The organism is Bradyrhizobium erythrophlei (assembly GCF_042430365.1).
Lineage (GTDB): Bacteria > Pseudomonadota > Alphaproteobacteria > Rhizobiales > Xanthobacteraceae > Bradyrhizobium > Bradyrhizobium erythrophlei.
Map to the genome: position 1 here is coordinate 58,987 of NZ_JBHMET010000018.1, position 18,011 is coordinate 76,997.

Here is an 18,011-nt window from a genome sequence, read left to right on the forward strand (position 1 = left end):
CGTCGCGCGAAACGCGCCTCGGCGGGTCCGGACCGTGCCATGCACTCAGTCCTGGACCGGGCCGTAAGACACTGACCAAGGCCGGAATGTCAAGCCGCGCCGGCGGAACCCCTGGGGACGCCGGCCCCCTCCGGCTAGAACCCGCCGGCATTCTGGTCGGCGTTAACCTCTGCGCCGGCCCGCGCCCGACGCGCGCTGTTGACCAATTGCCCCGGGCGATCCTCGGCGTCGGGTCTGGCGGTCGCGAGCCGCAGCACGGCCGTGTAGCCCGGCTGCACCTCCATCCGGCCGGCATACCGACTTTCGCTCAGGATGCGGTGGACGCGCGGCAGGTTGTAGCAGGGTACGTAGAACAGCAGGTGATGCTCGAGGTGATAGTTCACGTAGTAAGGCGCGATGAACAGCCGCTCGAGGAAATTGGCGTGCGTGGTGCGGGTGTTGCGTAACGGGTCGGAGCTGTCGGGCACCACGGCGTGCTCGGCGATGTTGCGGATGCGGGTGATCACCATCATCCAGGTGAGCAGCGGCACCAGCCATAGCAGCGGATAGGCCCACCACACGCCGGCGGCGGCGAGCCCCGCGAACAGCACCGCATTGGTCACGCATTGCGGACCTAGTTTCTCCCAGAAATTCGCTGCGCGCCGCAACAGCGGCCACTCCTTCGGGCCGAGCGCGTTGAGCAGTTGCGCCTTGCGCTGCTGGTAGCCGGTCTGTCCGGTGATGTCGCGGAAGAATTTGCGGCGATAGCTCATCCGCGTGATCGGAAACGGCGCCGACAGCACGAGATCGGGATCGTCCTCCTGCTGCGTGCGCGCGTGATGCTGCAGGTGATAGCGGCGATAGCCGCGCGTCTCGGCGAAGATCGGATAGGCACAGAACCACTGGCTCAGCGTCAGGTTGGTCTTCTCGTCCGCCGAGAGACAGCCATGCGCGCCGTCATGCATCAGGATCGCGAGCCCGAGCTGCCGCGAGCCGATGATCGCAACCGCAAGCAGATAGGTGAACGGATTGGGCCACCACGCGACAAGTGCGATCGCTCCCAGGATCAGCGCCCATGCATGCGCGATCAGCGCTGCGCCTTTCCAGGTCACGCGCTCACGTACGGCGATCAGTTGATCCTCGGTGAGAAAATCGCGGGCACGCATGCGAAGCGCGGTCATGAATTCGTCTCCCCGTCCGATGAGGGTAAAGTGTCGTGGTCGCCGACCAGACGCAGCCGTGCGCCGTCGCCTGCGGATGTGGCGGTCGCCTGCTCGCCGAGCGCGCGCAGCAATTCGCGGCACATCTCGTCTGCGGCACGGCCCATGGCAAAACCTTCGACGATGACGCCGATCGCAACCGCCCAGAACCGTCGTGAGCTCTCCTCCGGCGCCCGCAGCGTTCGCCAGCCGTGCTGCTCGACCTGGCTCGCATAGGCGCGCGCGCCCTCGCTGTGCAGGCGCTCGATCGTGCGCTCCACCAGCGGCGCGAGGTCCTGGCGACGCCGGGTCAGGGTCAAGGCCTCCGCGAAGAAGGCCACCGTGTCGGTCGCGGTCACGGTCTCGGCCAGCGCGTGCGTGTAGCCGCGCGGCGTATGCGCCTTCAGCGCCGCCTGCTCGGTCGCCCGCGCCAGATAGAGCATGTCGCGGCAGGCGGCTTCGACGAACAGCGCCTCCTTGGTACGGAAGTAATAGGTGATCTGGCTCGGAAAGGCGTCGGCGGCTGCGGCGATGTCGGAGATCGACGTGCCGGAAAGCCCGCGCTCCTTGAACAGGCGGCTCGCGCCATCGAGCAGCAGGGATCGCATCTTGCGGCCCGCCGACCGCGTCGCGCGGACAGCGTGCTTCGGATCGGGCGCAGGCATGCCGGCAGCGGTCTCTGAACCCATCATCGTCCTCCCAAGATATTTGTATGCTATACAAACAAAGAAATCAACGTGGAACTTCAGACCAAGCCCATTTATTAATTGAATGAGCTTCCGGAGCGTCTTCGCGCTTGGCCCTGGGCCGCCCGAGAGCGCTTGCCATCACGGCCAAAATCCTTATAAAGCGCGCATCCGTGGGTCCCGGCCGGGAGCTGAACGGACGGTCTCAGCAATTTCACGCGTTGATTTTGATGTGGCAGGGCCAGTCGGCCCGTCGTCCCGTGCTTTCGCCTTCTGAGCAACATCGAGTCCTTTCCGAAGGTCTCGAAGGGCTTGTCGCCGGGAACCGCGCCAACACAGGAAAGGACACCCATGCCTCTTTACGAGCATGTTTTCCTCGCGCGTCAGGACGCGAGCACCCAGCAGGTGGAAGAACTGACGGCCCAGATGACGGGCATCGTCGAACAGGGCGGCGGCAAGGTCACCAAGACCGAGAACTGGGGCGTGCGCTCCCTCACCTACCGCATGAACAAGAACCGCAAGGCGCATTTCGTGCTGATGAACATCGACGCGCCGTCGTCGGTCGTCACCGAGATCGAGCGCCAGGAGCGGATCAGCGAAGACGTCATCCGCTATCTCACCGTGCGCGTCGAAGAGCACGAGGAAGGCCCGTCGGCGATGATGCGCAAGGCCGACCGTGACCGCGAGCGCGATGATCGTGGCGGCGGCTTCCGCGGCGACCGCGAAGGCGGCTTCCGTGGCGATCGTGATCGCGACGGCGGCGGCTTCCGCGGCGATCGTGGCCCGCGCCGTCCGCGCGAAGAAGACGCAGCGACCGAGGAGTAAAGAATCATGGCTGAAGCTGGTGCACGCCGTCCGTTTTTCCGTCGCCGCAAGTCCTGCCCGTTCACGGGCGCGAATGCGCCGAAGATCGACTACAAGGACTCCAAGCTGCTGATGCGTTACGTCTCCGAGCGCGGCAAGATCGTGCCGAGCCGCATCACTGCCGTTTCCGCCAAGAAGCAGCGTGAACTCGCCCGCGCCATCAAGCGCGCGCGTTTCCTCGGCCTCTTGCCCTACGTCATTCGCTAAGCTCTCCGGCCGGCGGCTACACGCCGCCGGCCGCTTATCTTCATAAGGCGTCCGGGTCGTCCGGTCGCCGATGGTTGGGGTTCTCGTCGAAGAGCCTCTAACCGCTCGAAAGGGGCGGGACAGCTGATGATCGCGATCCTCACCGTTGCACTTGCGGCCGGCGCTGCGTCGGCGCTGATGTTCGCCTCGCTCATTTCGGGCGCGCTGATCTCGTTGCTCCTGTTCTACCTCGCGCCGCTGCCACTGATGGTGACGGCGCTCGGCTGGGGACCGCTTGCCGCGGCCATCGGCGGCATCGCTGCGGCCTCGGTTTTGGGTGCGATGTTCGGACTGCCCTACTGCATCGCCTTTGCCGTGATGGTCGCCCTGCCCGGCTGGTGGCTCGGCCATCTTGCGCTGCTTGGCCGCCCGATCGCCGACGCGCCGGCAGAGGCGACCGCCGAACCGGCGCCGCCCCAGCTTGAATGGTATCCGGTCGGTCGCATCCTGCTCTGGATCGCGGCCTTTGCCTTGCTGACGACGACCGGCACTCTGCTGACGCTCGGCGCCGACGTCGAGACGATCACCGGAGCCCTGCGGCGCGGCCTGTTACGAGTCCTGACCGCTGGCGACGGTGCAGCCGGCCGCGACCTCGAAAGGCTGGTCGACATCTTCGTGTTCATCGCGCCGATTGCGGCAACCGTCGTTGCGATGATTACGCTGACGGTGAACCTGTGGCTTGCAGGCAAGGTGACGCAGACCTCGGGGCGGTTGCATCGGCCCTGGCCGGATCTGCGCAGCACCACGCTGCCGCCGATGACGCTGGTCGCTCTCTCGGCGGCCGTGGGATTGTGTTTCGTCGGCGGCATAATCGCCATTCTGGCGCAGGTCGTCACCACCGCGCTCGTGATCGCCTACGCATTGGTCGGTCTCGCCGTGCTGCATACGCTGACGCTGTCGCTCAGCAACCGCGGCTTCTGGCTCGCCGGCACCTACACCATCATCGTCGTGTTCGGCTGGCCGATCTTCGCGATGGTCGCCCTCGGCGTCGCCGACGCCCTGTTCGGATTGCGGCAACGCTACCGCGGCCGGCCGCCGCCGCTGCCCGCATCGTGAAATTTCTAACCACCACTCAAGTCCAATTACTGAGCATCTCAAAGGAGAACGAAAATGGAAGTCATTCTGCTGGAACGCGTCGCCAAGCTTGGCCAGATGGGCGAAGTCGTGCGCGTCAAGGACGGGTTCGCCCGCAACTTCTTGCTGAAGCGCGGCAAGGCGCTGCGCGCCACCGAGGCGAACCGCGCCAAGTACGACGGCATGAAGGCCGAGCTCGAGGCCAACAACATCAAGGCCAAGGGTGAAGCGTCCAAGGTCGCCGAGAAGATCGACGGCCGCGACATCATCATCATCCGCCAGGCCTCGGAATCCGGCCAGCTGTTCGGCTCGGTCTCGGTCCGCGACATCGTTGTCGCGCTCGCCGCCGACGGCATCACCGTCTCCCGTCCGCAGGTCTGGCTCGACTCGCCGATCAAGGTGATCGGCCAGCAGAAGGTGACGATCGCCGTTCACCCCGAAGTCGAGACCAGCGTCACCGTCACGGTCGCCCGCAGCGCCGAGGAAGCCGACCGCATCAAGCGCGGCGAGGACATCTCGACCCGCCAGGAAGACCAGGACGCCGCCGCCGAGGCGCTGGCCGCCGCCGGCGAATTCTTCGATCCGGAAGCCCAGCACGACGAGGCCGCGCCGGCGCCGGCCGCCGAAGAAGAGAAGTAAGCTCTCCTTCATCATTCGATCGACTGAAGCCCGGCCCCATCAGGCCGGGCTTTGGATTCGTGCCGCCGCCTTCTCGTCGAGCATCGCGATCGAGGCCAACGCGGTCGCGGTGTGCTTCTCCTCGCCGTCGATCACGCAGAAAACATCAGCCGCGACCACCGCGACCTGACGGCCCGGCTTGATCACCCGCGCGCGGCAGATCAGGCGGTCGCCCGACGCCGGCGACAACAAGTTGAGCTTGTATTCCGCCGTCAGCGCCGGCTGGCCGCGCGACGCGGCGGCCGCGATCGTCGTCGCGTTGTCGACCAGGAAGGCCGTCACGCCGCCGTGAAACAGGCCGTTCTGTTGCAGCAATTCCGGACGCCGGTCGACCTCGAGCGTGCAGGCGCCGCGCGACAATTCCGACAATTCCGCGCCGACATGGGTCATGAAGCCTTGGCGGCCGACATTGCTGCGAATGCGCGTTGCGATCGGCGCGAAGTCCGGATCGGTGTCTGCGGTCATGATTGTCCTCCTGCTTGTCCCTGTGCGCCGGGCGCCACCACGGCGCGGATCGCACACGCGATCAGCGTCTCGACCTGCCCGCGCGGATCGCTGCGGTCGCGCCCCGACAGAAAGGCGCGGCAGAACACCTGCGCCGGGCCGATGATCTGACTGAAGAACAGCACCGCGCTCATCGGCAGCAATTCGCCGCGTGCCAGGAGCGGTGCCCGCCAGCGCTCGATCCCCTTGGCCAGCCGCGAGTTCTGGGCGCGCTGCGCGCCGCGCACCTCCTCGCTCCATTCGCTGCGCGAGATCTCGAACAGGAAGCGCGCCTCGCGCCGGTTGGTCACGACCCAATCCAGATGCGCCCGGATCAGCCGCCCGACGCCGTCGGCGGCGCCGCAATCGGCATCGACGGAAGCGACCGCCGCGGCGTGGTAATTCTGCAGGATTTCCAGGAACAGGGTGCCGGCGAGCTCCTTCTTGGAGGCGAAGAAGTGGAAGAAGCTGCCGTTCGAGGCGCCTGCGCGAGTGCGGATCGCGGCGACGGTTGCGCCCTCAAATCCGTCGCGGTCGAACACCTTCAGTCCCGCTGCCAGCAAATCCTCGCGCGCCGTCGTCATCCTTGGCTCATCCGTCTAGATCATTACTCTAGAGTACTACTCTAGTGATGGTCAAGCTTGGGTACATGCGCTGATGGTCCCCCATCGTGGTTACTTGGAGATCGGTGGTTCGGGCGGGCCGGCCGGCGCGACCGGCGGTGTCGGCGGCGCGGCAGCGGTGACCGGCGCAGGCGCCGGTGCCGGCACGGGCGAAGCGGCGGCGGCCGGGCTTGCCGCCGGCTCGGGTGCGCTGGCCGCGGGAGCTGGCGAGGCAGCCGGGGCGGTCGACTGGGACGGCGCCGGAGAGGCAGCCGGAGCCGGCGGAGCCGCAGTCACCGGAGGTGCCGGGGTCACCGGCGGCACGGGATCGGGCCGCAGCGGCGTCGGCTCGCTGCCGACGCTCTCCTTGGGGACATCGGCCTTGGCGCTGTCGGATTTGCTTTCGGGAGCCGGCTTGGCGATCGCCGCCTTGTCGTCGCCCTTGGCCGACGAGTCGGTCTTGGCAGTCGTGGTCTTGGCGTCGTCTTTCGCCGCCGTATCGTCGGGCTCGGAAGCGTTCGGCTTGGACGCTTCGGGCTTCGGCTCCTCGACGGGCTTGCCGCGACGGCCGAGCTTCTTCCGGGAGGCCGGCCTCGCCTCCTCGGCCTGCGGCGTCTGGCCGTCGGCGGGCTTGGTCCCCTCGGGCGCCTCGGTCGGGCGCGCCATGCGCCGGCCCTTCTGGCCGGGATGTCCCTCGCCCTGGGGCGTCAGGCCGTCGGCGTCGGGCCTTGGCGCCTCGGCAGCCGGACGCTGCCGCCGTCCCGCGTGCTCGGGCTGGTCCGTCGGTGCCGACTGCCGCGCCTCCTGCTTGGCGTCCTTGCCGCCCTCCCTGCCACCTTTGGGCTGATCCTTGGCCTGGTAGCGCGGGTCGTTGGCGCCGTTGGAGACGAGATAGCCTGCAAGCACTCCGGCCATGTCGCTGGACGTCGTATAGTGCTGGCGCAGAAAGCCCGGCAGCGACGCCGCCGGTACGCTCTTCAGGAGGCCGCGCGGGCTCTTGTGGCAAGCGCTGCAGGCACCTGCGAAAATCTGGGAGGGGCTCTTGCCGGCCTCGAGGTTGGTGGCCTGCGCGTGCGCCGATCCTGCCGAAAGGCAGCCATTCAAAAGCGTCACCGCCGCCAGACTGAGCGCTCGGCTCAACATTCCCACTGGTCTCCGGATCCGGAAAAATCGCCGCCCGGGTCGCGCGACCGGCCGCGGCGGTCACCTTTTAGCCGATTATCCCGCGAATGGAAGCGCATCTATGACGCATCCACGTGATTGTCACATTTGGGAATATCCGCTTTGACGCCAACGCAATAGTGCCGCTTCAATTCCCCCTTATCTTGCCTATGTGATGGTTGACACACTTTGGAACGATCTGTTCCGATGTGCGTCAGGGTTGCAGCCGCTCCGTTGGTGTTTCGATGGACCGTTTGTTGCGATACGTCTTGGGGCACTTCATTCAGCGCGGTTCGATCACGTTCACGACCGCGAGCGGGATGAAGTTTACGTGTGGGGACGGCACCGGCGAGCCGGTGACCGTGCGTTTCCTGACGACGTCGGCCGAATGCCGCGTCCTCCTCAATCCCGAACTGTACCTCGGCGAAGCCTTCATGGACGGCAGCTTCGTGGTGGAGCAAGGCACCATCGCGGACGTGCTGGCGATCCTGATGGGCCAGGCCGAAATGCTGCCGAATATTTCCCGGCTGCAATGGTGGCTGCGCTACCTCGTGCGGCGCGCCCAGCAGCTCAACGTACGCGGCCGTTCTCGGACCAACGTCGCCCACCACTACGATCTCGACGGCCGCCTCTACTCGCTTTTCCTGGACGCCGACAAGCAATATAGCTGCGCCTATTTCGAAGCGCCCGATATGACGCTGGACGACGCCCAGCTCGCCAAGAAGCGTCACCTCGCCGCAAAACTTTTGATCCAGCCCGGCAACCGCGTGCTCGACATCGGCTCGGGCTGGGGCGGGCTTGGCCTCTATCTCGCCGAGATGACCGGCGCCGACGTGACCGGCGTCACGCTCTCGACCGAGCAGCTGCAGATCGCCAACGCCCGCGCCGCCGAGAAGAACCTGGCGCAGTCGGCGCGGTTCCTGCTGCAGGATTATCGCGACATTCCGGGTCCCTTCGACCGCATCGTGTCGGTCGGCATGTTCGAGCATGTCGGGGTCGCCTTCTACGAGACCTTCTTCAAGCGCTGCGCCGAGCTGCTCAGCGGCGACGGTGTCATGCTGCTCCATTCGATCGGCCGTTCGACCGGCCCCGACGTCACCAGCGGCTGGATCTCCAAGTACATTTTCCCCGGCGGCTACATTCCGGCGTTGTCCGAGGTGATGCCCGCGATCGAGAAGGCCGGCCTTCTGGTCTGCGACATGGAAATCCTGCGGTTGCACTACGCCGAGACGCTGAAGGCATGGCGGGAGCGCTTCATGGCGCGGCGCGAAGAGGCCGTCCGGCTGTACGACGAACGCTTCGCGCTGATGTGGGAATTTTACCTCGCCGCATCCGAGATGTCGTTCCGCAAGCAGAACATGATGAACTTCCAGCTCCAGCTCACCAAGCGGCAGGGCGTCGTTCCGATGACGCGCGACTACATCGTGCGCGAGGAAGCGCGGTTGCGAGTCAAGGAACAGAATGCGGGCCAGCCCCGGCTGCAGTTGGCCGGCGAGTAAGTCTTGTGAATGGCAAAGGCCTAGTTCCGGAGGCTGTAGGCCGAACCGCAATGGCCAAAGGCGGAAGCGGGCTGCGCCAGATGGGCTGAAACGGCCGAAATTACCGCGGCGTCGCAGGCGGTGTTCCGGATCTTGGGACGGGCGGCGTGCTCCATGGCATCGATCAGCATCGACAGCCAGCGCCGGTCGACGCTTTGGGTGCGTCCGGTTTGAAGCCGCGATGTCTGAAACTCCTGCGCCATCGTCCCCGTATCTCTCGCCTGCAGTAACAACCCGGAAACCACCGGAGCGTTCCGGCGACCCTGCCGCAAAGAATGTGCGGCAGGTGTGATCTGGTTCACAGAGGACCTGCCCGGACTGTCGTAGAGGTCCGGAATGGCCCCCAAGACCTACCAATCGATGCTCGACCCGCAGCGTGATATCGCGACCGACTACGCCCTGATTGCGGCCGGCGTTGCGGCTGCCGTCATTGCGCTCGCCTTCCTCGTCCTGGTCTGAGGACTCGGCGCGAACAGGTCCCTCACCTTTCGATGGGTCCGCCGGCCCGGGAAAAGGTTCAGCCCCGGCCGTCCTTTTGCTTCCAGCCACGCTGATCGTCGGCCGCGCCGCCGACCGATTCTGCACGGACACCGTCAAGCGGAATGCATCCGTCCTTTCCGGAATCACACATCGCATTGTGTGAATCGTGCATAAGGCACATCCGTCCTTTCGCTTCGTGCCGGGCTGGCGCTTTATCGCCGCCCCACACCCGAAAATCCCAGTAACGACGAAATCAGAAGAATAAGCTGGTCCATGGCCCTGATTGATTCGAACGTCCACAAGCTCGCGCCCGATGCCGGAACACCGGCCTACCGGAGCGCGCCGCACAACATTGAAGCGGAACAGGGCCTGCTGGGCGCGATCCTGGTCAACAATGACGCGTTCTACCGGGTATCGGACTTCCTGGAGCCGAAGCACTTCTTCGAACCGCTGCACCAGACGATCTATGAGACCGCAGGCTCGCTGATCCGGATGGGCAAGGTCGCGACCCCCGTGACGTTGAAAACCTTTCTGCCGGCCGACACAGATATCGGCGGCATGACGGTGGGCCAGTACCTCGCCCGTCTCGCCGCAGAAGCGACCACCATCATCAACGCGCAGGACTACGGCCGCACCGTCTATGACCTCAGCCTGCGCCGCAACCTGATCCAGATCGGCGAGGACATCGTCAACGTCGCCTACGATGCGCCTGTCGATTTTGCCCCACGCGCCCAGATCGAGGACGCCGAGCGGCAGCTCTACTCGCTCGCCGAGACCGGCCGCTATGACGGCGGCTTTCAGCGTTTCTCGCAGGCCCTCACGGTTGCCGTCGACATGGCGGCGAAAGCGTTCCAGCGCGACGGCAAATTGTCCGGCATCTCGACCGGCCTGCGCGACCTTGACGCCCGTATGGGCGGCTTGCAGCCCTCCGACCTCATCGTTCTCGCCGGCCGCCCCGGCATGGGCAAAACCTCGCTCGCCACCAACATCGCCTACAACATCGCCAAGGCCTATGTGCCCGAGGTGCAGGCGGACGGCACCGTCAAGGCCGTCAACGGCGGCTGCGTCGGCTTCTTCTCCTGCGAAATGAGCGGCGAGCAGCTCGCCACCCGTATTCTCGCCGAGCGCACCGGTATCCCGTCGAGCCACATCCGCCGCGGCGGCATCAGCGAACTGGACTTCGAGAAGATCCGCGATTGCTCGATCGAATTGCAGTCGCTGCCGTTCTATGTCGACGAGACCGGCGGCCTGTCGATCTCGCAGCTCACCGCCCGCGCCCGCCGCCTCAAGCGGCAGAAGGGCCTTGACCTGATCGTGATCGACTACATCCAGCTGTTGCAGGGCTCGGGCAAGCGCGGCACCGACAACCGCGTCCAGGAAATCACCGAAATCACCACGAACCTCAAGGCGCTGGCGAAGGAACTGAACGTCCCGGTGATTGCGCTGTCGCAGCTCTCGCGTCAGGTCGAAAACCGCGACGACAAGCGTCCGCAGCTCTCCGACCTGCGTGAATCCGGTTCGATCGAGCAGGACGCCGACGTCGTGATGTTCGTCTATCGTGAGGAATATTACCTCGCGAACAAGGAGCCGCGCCCCGGCACCCCCGAGCACGAGAAGTGGCAGACCGAAATGGGCCTCGCCCACGGCAAGGCCGAAGTCATCATCGGCAAGCAGCGCCACGGCCCGACCGGCACCGTCGAACTGCACTTCGAGGCCAGTGTGACGCGGTTCGGCGACCTCGCGCCCGACGGCCAGGTTCCTGACCGCGGCTATTGATGCGGCGCAGCGGTTGAACGCGACAAGCCCCACGCGTACAACTAACGCATGGACATCGTGACCGACGCGAAATCGCAGCTGACACCCGAGGCCAACCTGTTGGCGGCCCATCCGACCGCCACCGGCATCCTGACCGTCGACCTCGACGCCATCGTCGCCAACTGGCGCAAGCTGGAGAAGACGGCGGTGCCGGCCGAATGCGCCGCCGTGGTCAAGGCCAACGCCTATGGCTGCGGCGCCGAGCAGGTCGCCCGCGCGCTCGCCAATGCCGGCTGCAAGACCTTCTTCGTCGCCAATGTCGAGGAAGCCGCCGCTGTCCGCGCCGCGGCCCCGACCGCGACCCTCTATTCGCTCGGCGGCTTCTTCCAGAACACCGGCGACAGCTACGCCAAGATCGACTGCAAGCCCGTGATCGGCGACCTCAACGAGCTCGCCGAATGGGACGTGTTCTGCCGCCGCTCCGGCTGGTCCGGCGGCGCGGCCGTTCATATCGACACCGGCATGAACCGGCTCGGGCTCACGATCAGCGAGGCGCAGGGCATCATCCCGCGCATCAATGCCGGCGACCACGGCATCACGCTTGTCATGAGCCACCTCGTCTCCGCCGAGTTGCTCAACAATCCGACCAATGCCAGGCAGCTCACCAATTTCCGCGAGATCGCGAGCCTGTTCACCGGCGTGCCGGCGTCGCTGGCGAACTCCTCCGGCGTCTATCTCGGTGCGCAATTCCAGTTCGAGATGGTGCGGCCGGGCGCAGCCCTCTACGGCGTCAACCCGACGCCGGAGGCCGACAATCCGATGCAGCAGGTGGTCGACCTCAAGGCGCGCATCACCCAGATCCGCAACATCGATCGCGGCGAGACCGTCGGCTATGGCGGCACCTGGACCGCGCGGCGGCCGACCCGGCTTGCGATCGTTTCCGCCGGCTATGCCGACGGCTATTTCCGCGCTGCCAGCGCCAATGACGGCACCCGCGGTGCCGAAGTCATCGTCGCCGGCAAGCGCTGCCCGATCGCCGGACGCGTCTCGATGGATCTGATCGCGGTCGACGTCACCGACCTCGACAAGAACGCGGTGCGGCGCGGCCACATGGTGACGCTGATCGGCGAAGGCATCACGGTCGACGAGGTCGCGCATCATTTCGGCACCATCGGCTACGAAGTGCTGACCAGCCTCGGCCGCCGATTCCACCGGGTCTACAAGGGCGGGGATGCTGTCGCCAAAACGGGCGACGCCGCCGTTGAGCCGGCGGCCGCGCCCGCCGCCCCTCCGCCGCTGCCGGCCGAGCAGGCTGCCGCATCGAGCTGACCGCAGAAGAGCTCGCGATCCCGTGCCCGAGTACTTCGGTTCTGATTGAATCAGAACCGAAACTCTGGATTCTTGCTTTGACGCGTTTTCTTCACGCGAACCGCTGTCCACTTCGCTCGAAAACGCTCTGGCATGAAGATCGCGACCTTCAACATCAACAACATCAACCGCCGCCTGCCGAACCTGTTGCGCTGGCTCGGCGCAGCGAAGCCCGACGTGGTGTCGTTGCAGGAGCTCAAGGCGAGCGACGCGGAGTTTCCGCTCTCCGCGATCGAAAAGGCCGGCTACGGCGCGGTGTGGCAGGGCCAGAAGACCTGGAACGGGGTTGCGATCCTGGCGCGCAAGGCCGAGCCGGTCTTGATCCGCACCGCCCTTCCCGGCGATCGCAATGACCACGAGGCGCGCTACATCGAGGCCGCCGTTCGCGGCATCGTCGTCTCCAGCCTCTATCTGCCAAACGGCAATCCGCAGCCGGGTCCGAAGTTCGACTACAAGCTCGCCTGGTTCAAGCGGCTCTCCGCGCATGCGAAAGGCCTGCTCAAGCAGGGCGTCCCGGTCGTGCTCGCCGGCGACTACAATGTCGCGCCAACGCCGCTCGACATCTATCCGACGCGCTCCTGGGACAAGGATGCGCTGATCCAGCCGAAGAGCCGCGCCGCGTTCGAGGCGCTGGTCGACCAGGGCTGGTGCGATGCGATCCGCACACTGCATCCCGACGAGCCGATGTTCACCTTCTGGGACTACCAGCGCAACCGCTGGCCGCGCGACGCCGGCTTGCGGCTGGATCATCTCCTGCTCAGCCCCGCCGTCGCGTCACGGCTGAAGAAAGCCGGCGTCGGCCGCGAAATCAGAGGCGAGGACGGCGCAAGCGACCACGCGCCGGCGTGGGTGGTGTTGAAGTGATCCTCTCCGCCGTCATTGCGAGCGAAGCGAAGCAATCCATCGCGCCAAGCACGCGGAAGCATGGATTGCTTCGTCGCTTCGCTCCTCGCAATGACGGGGTGAAAGCCACACATCCGCGTTCTCGCGGCGCAATGCGTCCGAGGTTTTCTGAGATCTCCGCCCTCCCTCTCAACAGAGGGCGCAGGGAAAGCCGGGTGCCGATTGCACCCATGGAAATCTTTGGAAAGTAGCTGGAAATAGATCGACCTCGCCGTGACTCCTGAATAGGTTGCCGAGCGCAAGGCTCTGCCTTTGGGGCTCGCGCGCCAATTTGCGCGTGTAAAGGCAGAGCTTTTTCTTTGGGGGCGTTTGTGGTGTCACATGTATTTTCGAGGCCTGGTCGTTTTGCGGCCGGCCTTACGCTTGTCTCGGCGATGTTGCTGCCCGTGGCAGCCCTGGCTGAGGTCCAGATCGGCTCAACCTTTAACAGCGAAGGGCCCGGCCCCGCGGTTGGGCCACGCAACTCGGTCGGAAGCGGCGACAATCCCCCGAACGGAACGGTAACCGGTGCGGTCGAAGCCATCGCAACAGACCCGTCAAATTCCAACGTGATCTACGTCGGCTCCGTCGGCGGCGGTATTTGGAAGACGACGAATGCCGGGACAAGCTGGACCCCACTCACCGACCAGAAGCTCTCGCTTTCGATCGGGAGCCTGTCGCTCGACCCGACTGATCCAACGCACCAGACCCTGATTGCGGGCAACGGCAATCTCTCCAACGGCGGATTTGCCTCGAACTCGGTGTTCTCCACACCTCAAATGTTCGGCGGCGTACAGGCCGGCCTCCTCTACAGCACCGACGGGGGAGCGAGCTTTTCGCGTCTTGGCGCGACAACCTTCAGAGGACAAAGCGTCGTCGACGTGGCCGCACGCGGTTCGACGATCCTGGCCGCGACCGCCGAGCCCCGCGTGATGGAGGCGGCAGCCTCGCTCTACTCGGGCGGCTTGTATCGAAGCACGGATGGCGGGACCACGTTCACGCTCGTCGGTCCTGGCAACGGTCTACCGCCCGGGCCGGTCACCTCGCTGGTCGGCGATCCCGCCCATCCAAATACGTTCTATGCCGCGGTTTCGGCAAGCAGCTCCGCCACCTTGGCGCAGACGGCCGTCTACCGCAGCACCGACGGCGGTGCGACCTGGTCAGCGGTGTTCACCTCGGCGGACAGCGCAGGCACGATCACAGCCGGTGCGCAGACGACAATCAAGCTGACGGCCGGACCGGCCGGAACGATCGCGGTGGGCGTGGTCAATCTCAGCAGCGGCGTGCTCTCAGGATTGTTCTATTCAAGCAACAACGGCGGGACGTGGACCGGTCTGACGCCCCCCAATATCAATCAGGGCGGTCAGGCCCCTGTCAATATTGCGCTGGCGATCGACCCGACCCATTCGAACATCATCTACGTGTCCGGCGACAACAACTACGGCAGCAACGGAGGGATTAACGCGCTTGCCATTGCCCGGGTGAACGCCAGCAGCAACACGATCACCCTGATGAGCGACGATAACGGGACGCCGGTCAACACGACCAACGGCTCGACCACCCATCCGGACAGCCGGTCCCTGATCTTCGACGCCTCGGGTCGGCTGCTGATCGGGACCGACGGCGGACTTTACGCGCGGAGCAATCCTCTCACGAACGGCGGAAGCTTTTCCGGGCTGAACAATTTCTCTGTGATGGAGCTTTATTCGGCCTCATTCGACGCCAACAGCAAGCGTCTGGTGGTGTCCGCCCAGGACAACGGCAGCGCCTATCAATCGGCTCCGGGCAACAAAACCTATAATTCGATCGGCGGCGGCGACGGAATCAACGCCCGCGTCAACGACACCACGCTTGGGACCAGCAGCGCTCTCTATACGACCTGCCAATTCCTGGACTGCGCGGTTCGCACGATCGTCGATCGCAACGGCAATATCACCCATCAAGCCAATGTGAGTTTTGGCGGCCTTTCGTTTAGCTACTTCTCGGCTCCGCTCGTCCTCAACAATATCGACCCCACACGCATGGCGCTCAGTGACGGCAACGTGTACGTGACGCGGGATACGCTTTCCGGCGCAAACGGGGTCGGTGCGAGCAACATAACGCTCGCACTGACCACGGTTGGTTCGACCACTGATCCGGCCAGCGCACTCGACTACGGCACGCGCAACAATGTCAACGCGTTGCTGGTTGGATCCGGGCCGTACAACGATCCCGCAGGCAAGCTGTGGCTAAGCACGACGTCCACGGCGAGTTCTCTCGTCAACCTGCCGGCCTATGCGGGGCTTACGCCAACGTCCGTCAAATTCGACACCAGATCGGATTCCCGCTTCTTCATCGCCGATAGCCAGAATCTGTATGGCACGACAAATCAGGGCACGACGTTTCAGACGTTGACGGTCAATCTGCCCGCCAACCTTATCCGCCCAACGTCCCTCGGTTTTATCGACAGCAACGGCGTGGCCGCGTTGCTGGTTGGCGGCCTGAACAATGCCGACAACGCCGGCAACCCGATCGCCACCGCCGATAGCGATTCAACCGGAAACCTCTCGGGCTGGCGTCGCTTCGGTTCGGGTCTGCCAAACGCGCTGGTCACGGGCCTCCAATACAATGCGAAGGCCGACACGCTCACGGTCGCGACGGCCGGTCGGGGCGCATGGCTGCTGTACGATGTGACAAGCCATTTTGCCAGCGCGTCAGTTCTGCAATTTGGCCTTGCCGACAACGACTCCACCCCTGATGCGGCGGTGCTGACAGGCAATCGTCCGTTGATCAAATACGGCACGGGAACGCTGACCGTCATCGGCAATGCGACCTATGCCGGCGGCACCACGATCGACCGCGGCATGATGGTGATCGGCAATGGTGGCGCGCGCGGCAGCATTCAAGGCAATGTCGCCTTCTGCAACAATGTCGCCGATCCATCTTGCGACGCGAGCACCAACAAGATCCTCGCTTTCAATCGCTCCGATGCCTTCGCTTTCAACGGGACGATCAGCGGACCCGGCCAGCTGTTGCAGGCCGGCACGGGAACGCTGACGTTGACAGGCATCGAGACCTATACGGGCGCCACAACGGTCGGTTCGGGTATGCTGATCGTCAATGGATCGATCGCATCGTCGTCGCTGACGACCGTCAACGCCGGCGCTGCGCTCGCAGGCACCGGCACAGTCGGCAACACCTTCGTCAATGGCGGCATCCTGGCGCCCGGCAACCCTGTCGGTACGCTAACCGTACAAGGCAATCTGGTGTTCACGGCGGCGGCAAGCTACCTCGTGCAGATCACCGGGACGAACAGCGGCAAGACGCTCGTGCAAGGCACGGCCACGCTCGGCGGCGCAAGCCTGTTCACGGCGTTCTCGGGGAGTTCGATTGCAAGCAAATATCTGATCCTCAACGCAACCGGCGGGATCAGCGGCAGCTTCGCATCTGTCGCGGGCACGCCGGCCGGCTTCACCGCAAGCGTGAGCTACGACGCACAGGATGCCTATCTGACCTACAGTTTTGCACCGAGCACAGCGGGCCTGAATACCAATCAGAAGAATGTGCTTGGCGCGGTGACCAACGCCTTCAACTCGGGAGCAAGCATTCCCGTGCTGTTCGGCGCCATCGGCCCTGCCGGGCTGACGCAGGTGTCGGGCGAAACCGCAACCGGCTCGCAGCAGACGACGTTCCAGGCGATGGATCAGTTCGTGGGAGCGCTGCTCGATCCCTTCATCGCCGGGCGAGACGATGGCGGTGCGCCGCAGGGTGGTGCGCCGGCCTACGCAGACGAGAGAGGAAGCGCGAGCGCCTATGCGGCGAAGGACAAGGTGCGTGGCGGCGCCGAGCGCGATGCCTTTGCCGCCGTCTACAAGGCGCCGCTCCCGAGCACGATCCGCGATCCACATTGGAGCGTCTGGGCTGCCGGCTTCGGCGGATCGCAGACCTCCGACGGCAGTGGCGGTCTCGGGTCAAACTCGGCCACGAGCCGCATCTTCGGGACCGCGGTTGGTGCGGACTACCTGTTGTCTCCGCGGACCGTGCTCGGCTTTGCGCTGGCCGGCGGCGGCACCAATTTCAGCGTGAACAATCTCGGCACTGGCCGCTCCGATCTGTTCCAGGCCGGTGCTTTCGTCCGGCACGCCGCCGGGCAGGCCTACATCGCGGGAGCGCTGGCCTATGGCTGGCAGGATGTCACCACCGACCGCATCGTGACGGTTGCCGGCGTGGACAGGCTGCGCGCCGAGTTCAACGCCAACGCCTATTCCGGACGGATCGAAGGCGGCTATCGCTTCGTCACGCCGTGGATCGGCATGACCCCATACGCGGCGGGCCAATTCACCACCTTCAACCTGCCGGCCTATGTCGAGCAGGTGCTCGCAGGCAGCAGCGCTTTCGCGCTGGCCTATGGCGCAAAGAGCGTGACGGATACGCGCACCGAACTCGGCGTTCGTACCGACCGGTCCTTTGCCATGACAGACGGTGTGCTCACGCTGCGTGGTCGCCTCGCCTGGGCCCATGATTTCAATCCGGACCGTTCGATCGGTGCTACCTTCCAGACGCTTCCTGGAGCGAGCTTTGTGGTCAACGGTGCGGCCCAGGCGAGCGAGTCCGCACTGACGACCGCCTCTGCCGAGATGAAATGGCTGAACGGCTGGTCGACGGCGGCGACGTTCGAAGGTGCGTTCTCCAACGTCACGCGCTCCTATGCCGGCAAGGGCGTCGTGCGCTATCAGTGGTGATTTGCAGAAGAGGTCTTGAGGCGGCGCCCTTGCGCCGTATCGCATGATGAGGCGACAGTGAGGCCAGATCCCTCGAGACACGCATTCCGCGTGGCTCGGGATCGGCGTCCCGGAGCGTGCCTGCGGCCTATGTCGCCAGTCCGCACTCAACGCGACGCGCGTCTGACGACGAGCACGCGCTGCGGCTCATACGATCAGGCCGATGCATGATCACCGGCCTGATCGCCCCCGAAAAACCTAGCAGTCTGCTGAAAAACCTCTCGCCGTAGCGAGAATTTGCTGATTCAATTTTTTA

Annotated in this window: 16 protein-coding genes; 10 read left to right on the forward strand and 6 right to left on the reverse strand. The window is 65.0% G+C overall.

All coding sequences use genetic code 11. From position 1 onward, the window contains the following. Window positions 1-134: 134 nt before the first annotated feature. A complete protein-coding gene (locus ACFFWD_RS02435; protein WP_376961070.1) occupies window positions 135-1,160 on the reverse strand; it encodes a fatty acid desaturase family protein in 1,026 nt (341 codons plus the stop codon). Then, entirely contained in the window at window positions 1,157-1,867 is a 711-nt protein-coding gene (locus ACFFWD_RS02440; protein ID WP_376961071.1) for a TetR/AcrR family transcriptional regulator C-terminal domain-containing protein, read from the reverse strand. Before ACFFWD_RS02440 ends, ACFFWD_RS02435 begins: the two co-directional genes overlap by 4 nt. Before the next feature lie 348 nt (window positions 1,868-2,215). Here ACFFWD_RS02440 and rpsF point away from each other — a divergent pair, with 348 nt between their 5' ends. The 4 genes from rpsF (at window position 2,216) to rplI (ending at window position 4,687) form a co-directional block, all read left to right on the forward strand. Next, window positions 2,216-2,689 (forward strand): 30S ribosomal protein S6, encoded by a 474-nt coding sequence (rpsF, locus tag ACFFWD_RS02445; protein WP_376961073.1) that lies wholly within the window; start codon window positions 2,216-2,218, stop codon window positions 2,687-2,689. Window positions 2,690-2,695: 6 nt separating this feature from the next. Further along, complete coding sequence (gene rpsR / locus ACFFWD_RS02450; RefSeq protein WP_007592020.1) at window positions 2,696-2,935, forward strand: 30S ribosomal protein S18; 240 nt, start codon at window positions 2,696-2,698, stop codon at window positions 2,933-2,935. Window positions 2,936-3,061: 126 nt separating this feature from the next. Further along, on the forward strand, window positions 3,062-4,030 hold the full coding sequence (locus ACFFWD_RS02455) for a DUF2232 domain-containing protein (RefSeq protein WP_376961082.1): 969 nt from the start codon (window positions 3,062-3,064) through the stop codon (window positions 4,028-4,030). Between the two features lie 54 nt (window positions 4,031-4,084). After that, window positions 4,085-4,687, forward strand: coding sequence for a 50S ribosomal protein L9 (gene rplI / locus ACFFWD_RS02460; RefSeq protein WP_376961084.1), 603 nt, complete (start codon window positions 4,085-4,087; stop codon window positions 4,685-4,687). A 39-nt stretch (window positions 4,688-4,726) separates the two neighbouring features. On the opposite strand, the gene ACFFWD_RS02465 is transcribed toward rplI, so the two are convergent. From ACFFWD_RS02465 to ACFFWD_RS02475, 3 genes are all read right to left on the reverse strand, one after another. Further along, window positions 4,727-5,191, reverse strand: coding sequence for a PaaI family thioesterase (locus ACFFWD_RS02465; RefSeq protein WP_376961086.1), 465 nt, complete (start codon window positions 5,189-5,191; stop codon window positions 4,727-4,729). Beyond that, entirely contained in the window at window positions 5,188-5,793 is a 606-nt protein-coding gene (locus ACFFWD_RS02470) for a TetR/AcrR family transcriptional regulator (protein ID WP_376961088.1), read from the reverse strand. The genes ACFFWD_RS02465 and ACFFWD_RS02470 overlap by 4 nt, the downstream gene beginning before the upstream one ends. Before the next feature lie 90 nt (window positions 5,794-5,883). Next, window positions 5,884-6,954: a hypothetical protein gene (locus ACFFWD_RS02475; RefSeq protein WP_376961090.1), complete on the reverse strand. Its 1,071-nt coding sequence runs from the start codon at window positions 6,952-6,954 to the stop codon at window positions 5,884-5,886. Window positions 6,955-7,217: 263 nt separating this feature from the next. Here ACFFWD_RS02475 and ACFFWD_RS02480 point away from each other — a divergent pair, with 263 nt between their 5' ends. Beyond that, window positions 7,218-8,471 carry a cyclopropane fatty acid synthase gene (locus ACFFWD_RS02480; protein WP_376961092.1) on the forward strand — a complete coding sequence of 418 codons (1,254 nt, stop codon included), beginning with the start codon at window positions 7,218-7,220 and terminating at the stop codon, window positions 8,469-8,471. Window positions 8,472-8,491: 20 nt separating this feature from the next. Here the strand turns inward: ACFFWD_RS02480 and ACFFWD_RS02485 are convergent, their stop codons facing one another. After that, entirely contained in the window at window positions 8,492-8,713 is a 222-nt protein-coding gene (locus ACFFWD_RS02485) for a hypothetical protein (RefSeq protein ID WP_376961094.1), read from the reverse strand. Window positions 8,714-8,846: 133 nt separating this feature from the next. Here ACFFWD_RS02485 and ACFFWD_RS02490 point away from each other — a divergent pair, with 133 nt between their 5' ends. The 5 genes from ACFFWD_RS02490 to ACFFWD_RS02510 all read left to right on the forward strand — a co-directional run bounded on the left by ACFFWD_RS02490 (window position 8,847) and on the right by ACFFWD_RS02510 (window position 17,716). Continuing rightward, window positions 8,847-8,969: a hypothetical protein gene (locus ACFFWD_RS02490; RefSeq protein WP_376961096.1), complete on the forward strand. Its 123-nt coding sequence runs from the start codon at window positions 8,847-8,849 to the stop codon at window positions 8,967-8,969. 294 nt (window positions 8,970-9,263) lie between these two features. After that, a complete protein-coding gene (locus tag ACFFWD_RS02495; RefSeq protein ID WP_376961098.1) occupies window positions 9,264-10,766 on the forward strand; it encodes a replicative DNA helicase in 1,503 nt (500 codons plus the stop codon). Window positions 10,767-10,814: 48 nt separating this feature from the next. Then, complete coding sequence (alr, locus tag ACFFWD_RS02500; protein WP_376961100.1) at window positions 10,815-12,074, forward strand: alanine racemase; 1,260 nt, start codon at window positions 10,815-10,817, stop codon at window positions 12,072-12,074. A gap of 132 nt (window positions 12,075-12,206) precedes the next feature. Next, window positions 12,207-12,977, forward strand: coding sequence for an exodeoxyribonuclease III (locus ACFFWD_RS02505; RefSeq protein WP_376961102.1), 771 nt, complete (start codon window positions 12,207-12,209; stop codon window positions 12,975-12,977). Window positions 12,978-13,402: 425 nt separating this feature from the next. Beyond that, a complete protein-coding gene (locus ACFFWD_RS02510; RefSeq protein ID WP_376961104.1) occupies window positions 13,403-17,716 on the forward strand; it encodes an autotransporter domain-containing protein in 4,314 nt (1,437 codons plus the stop codon). The last annotated feature ends 295 nt before the right edge of the window (window positions 17,717-18,011 follow it).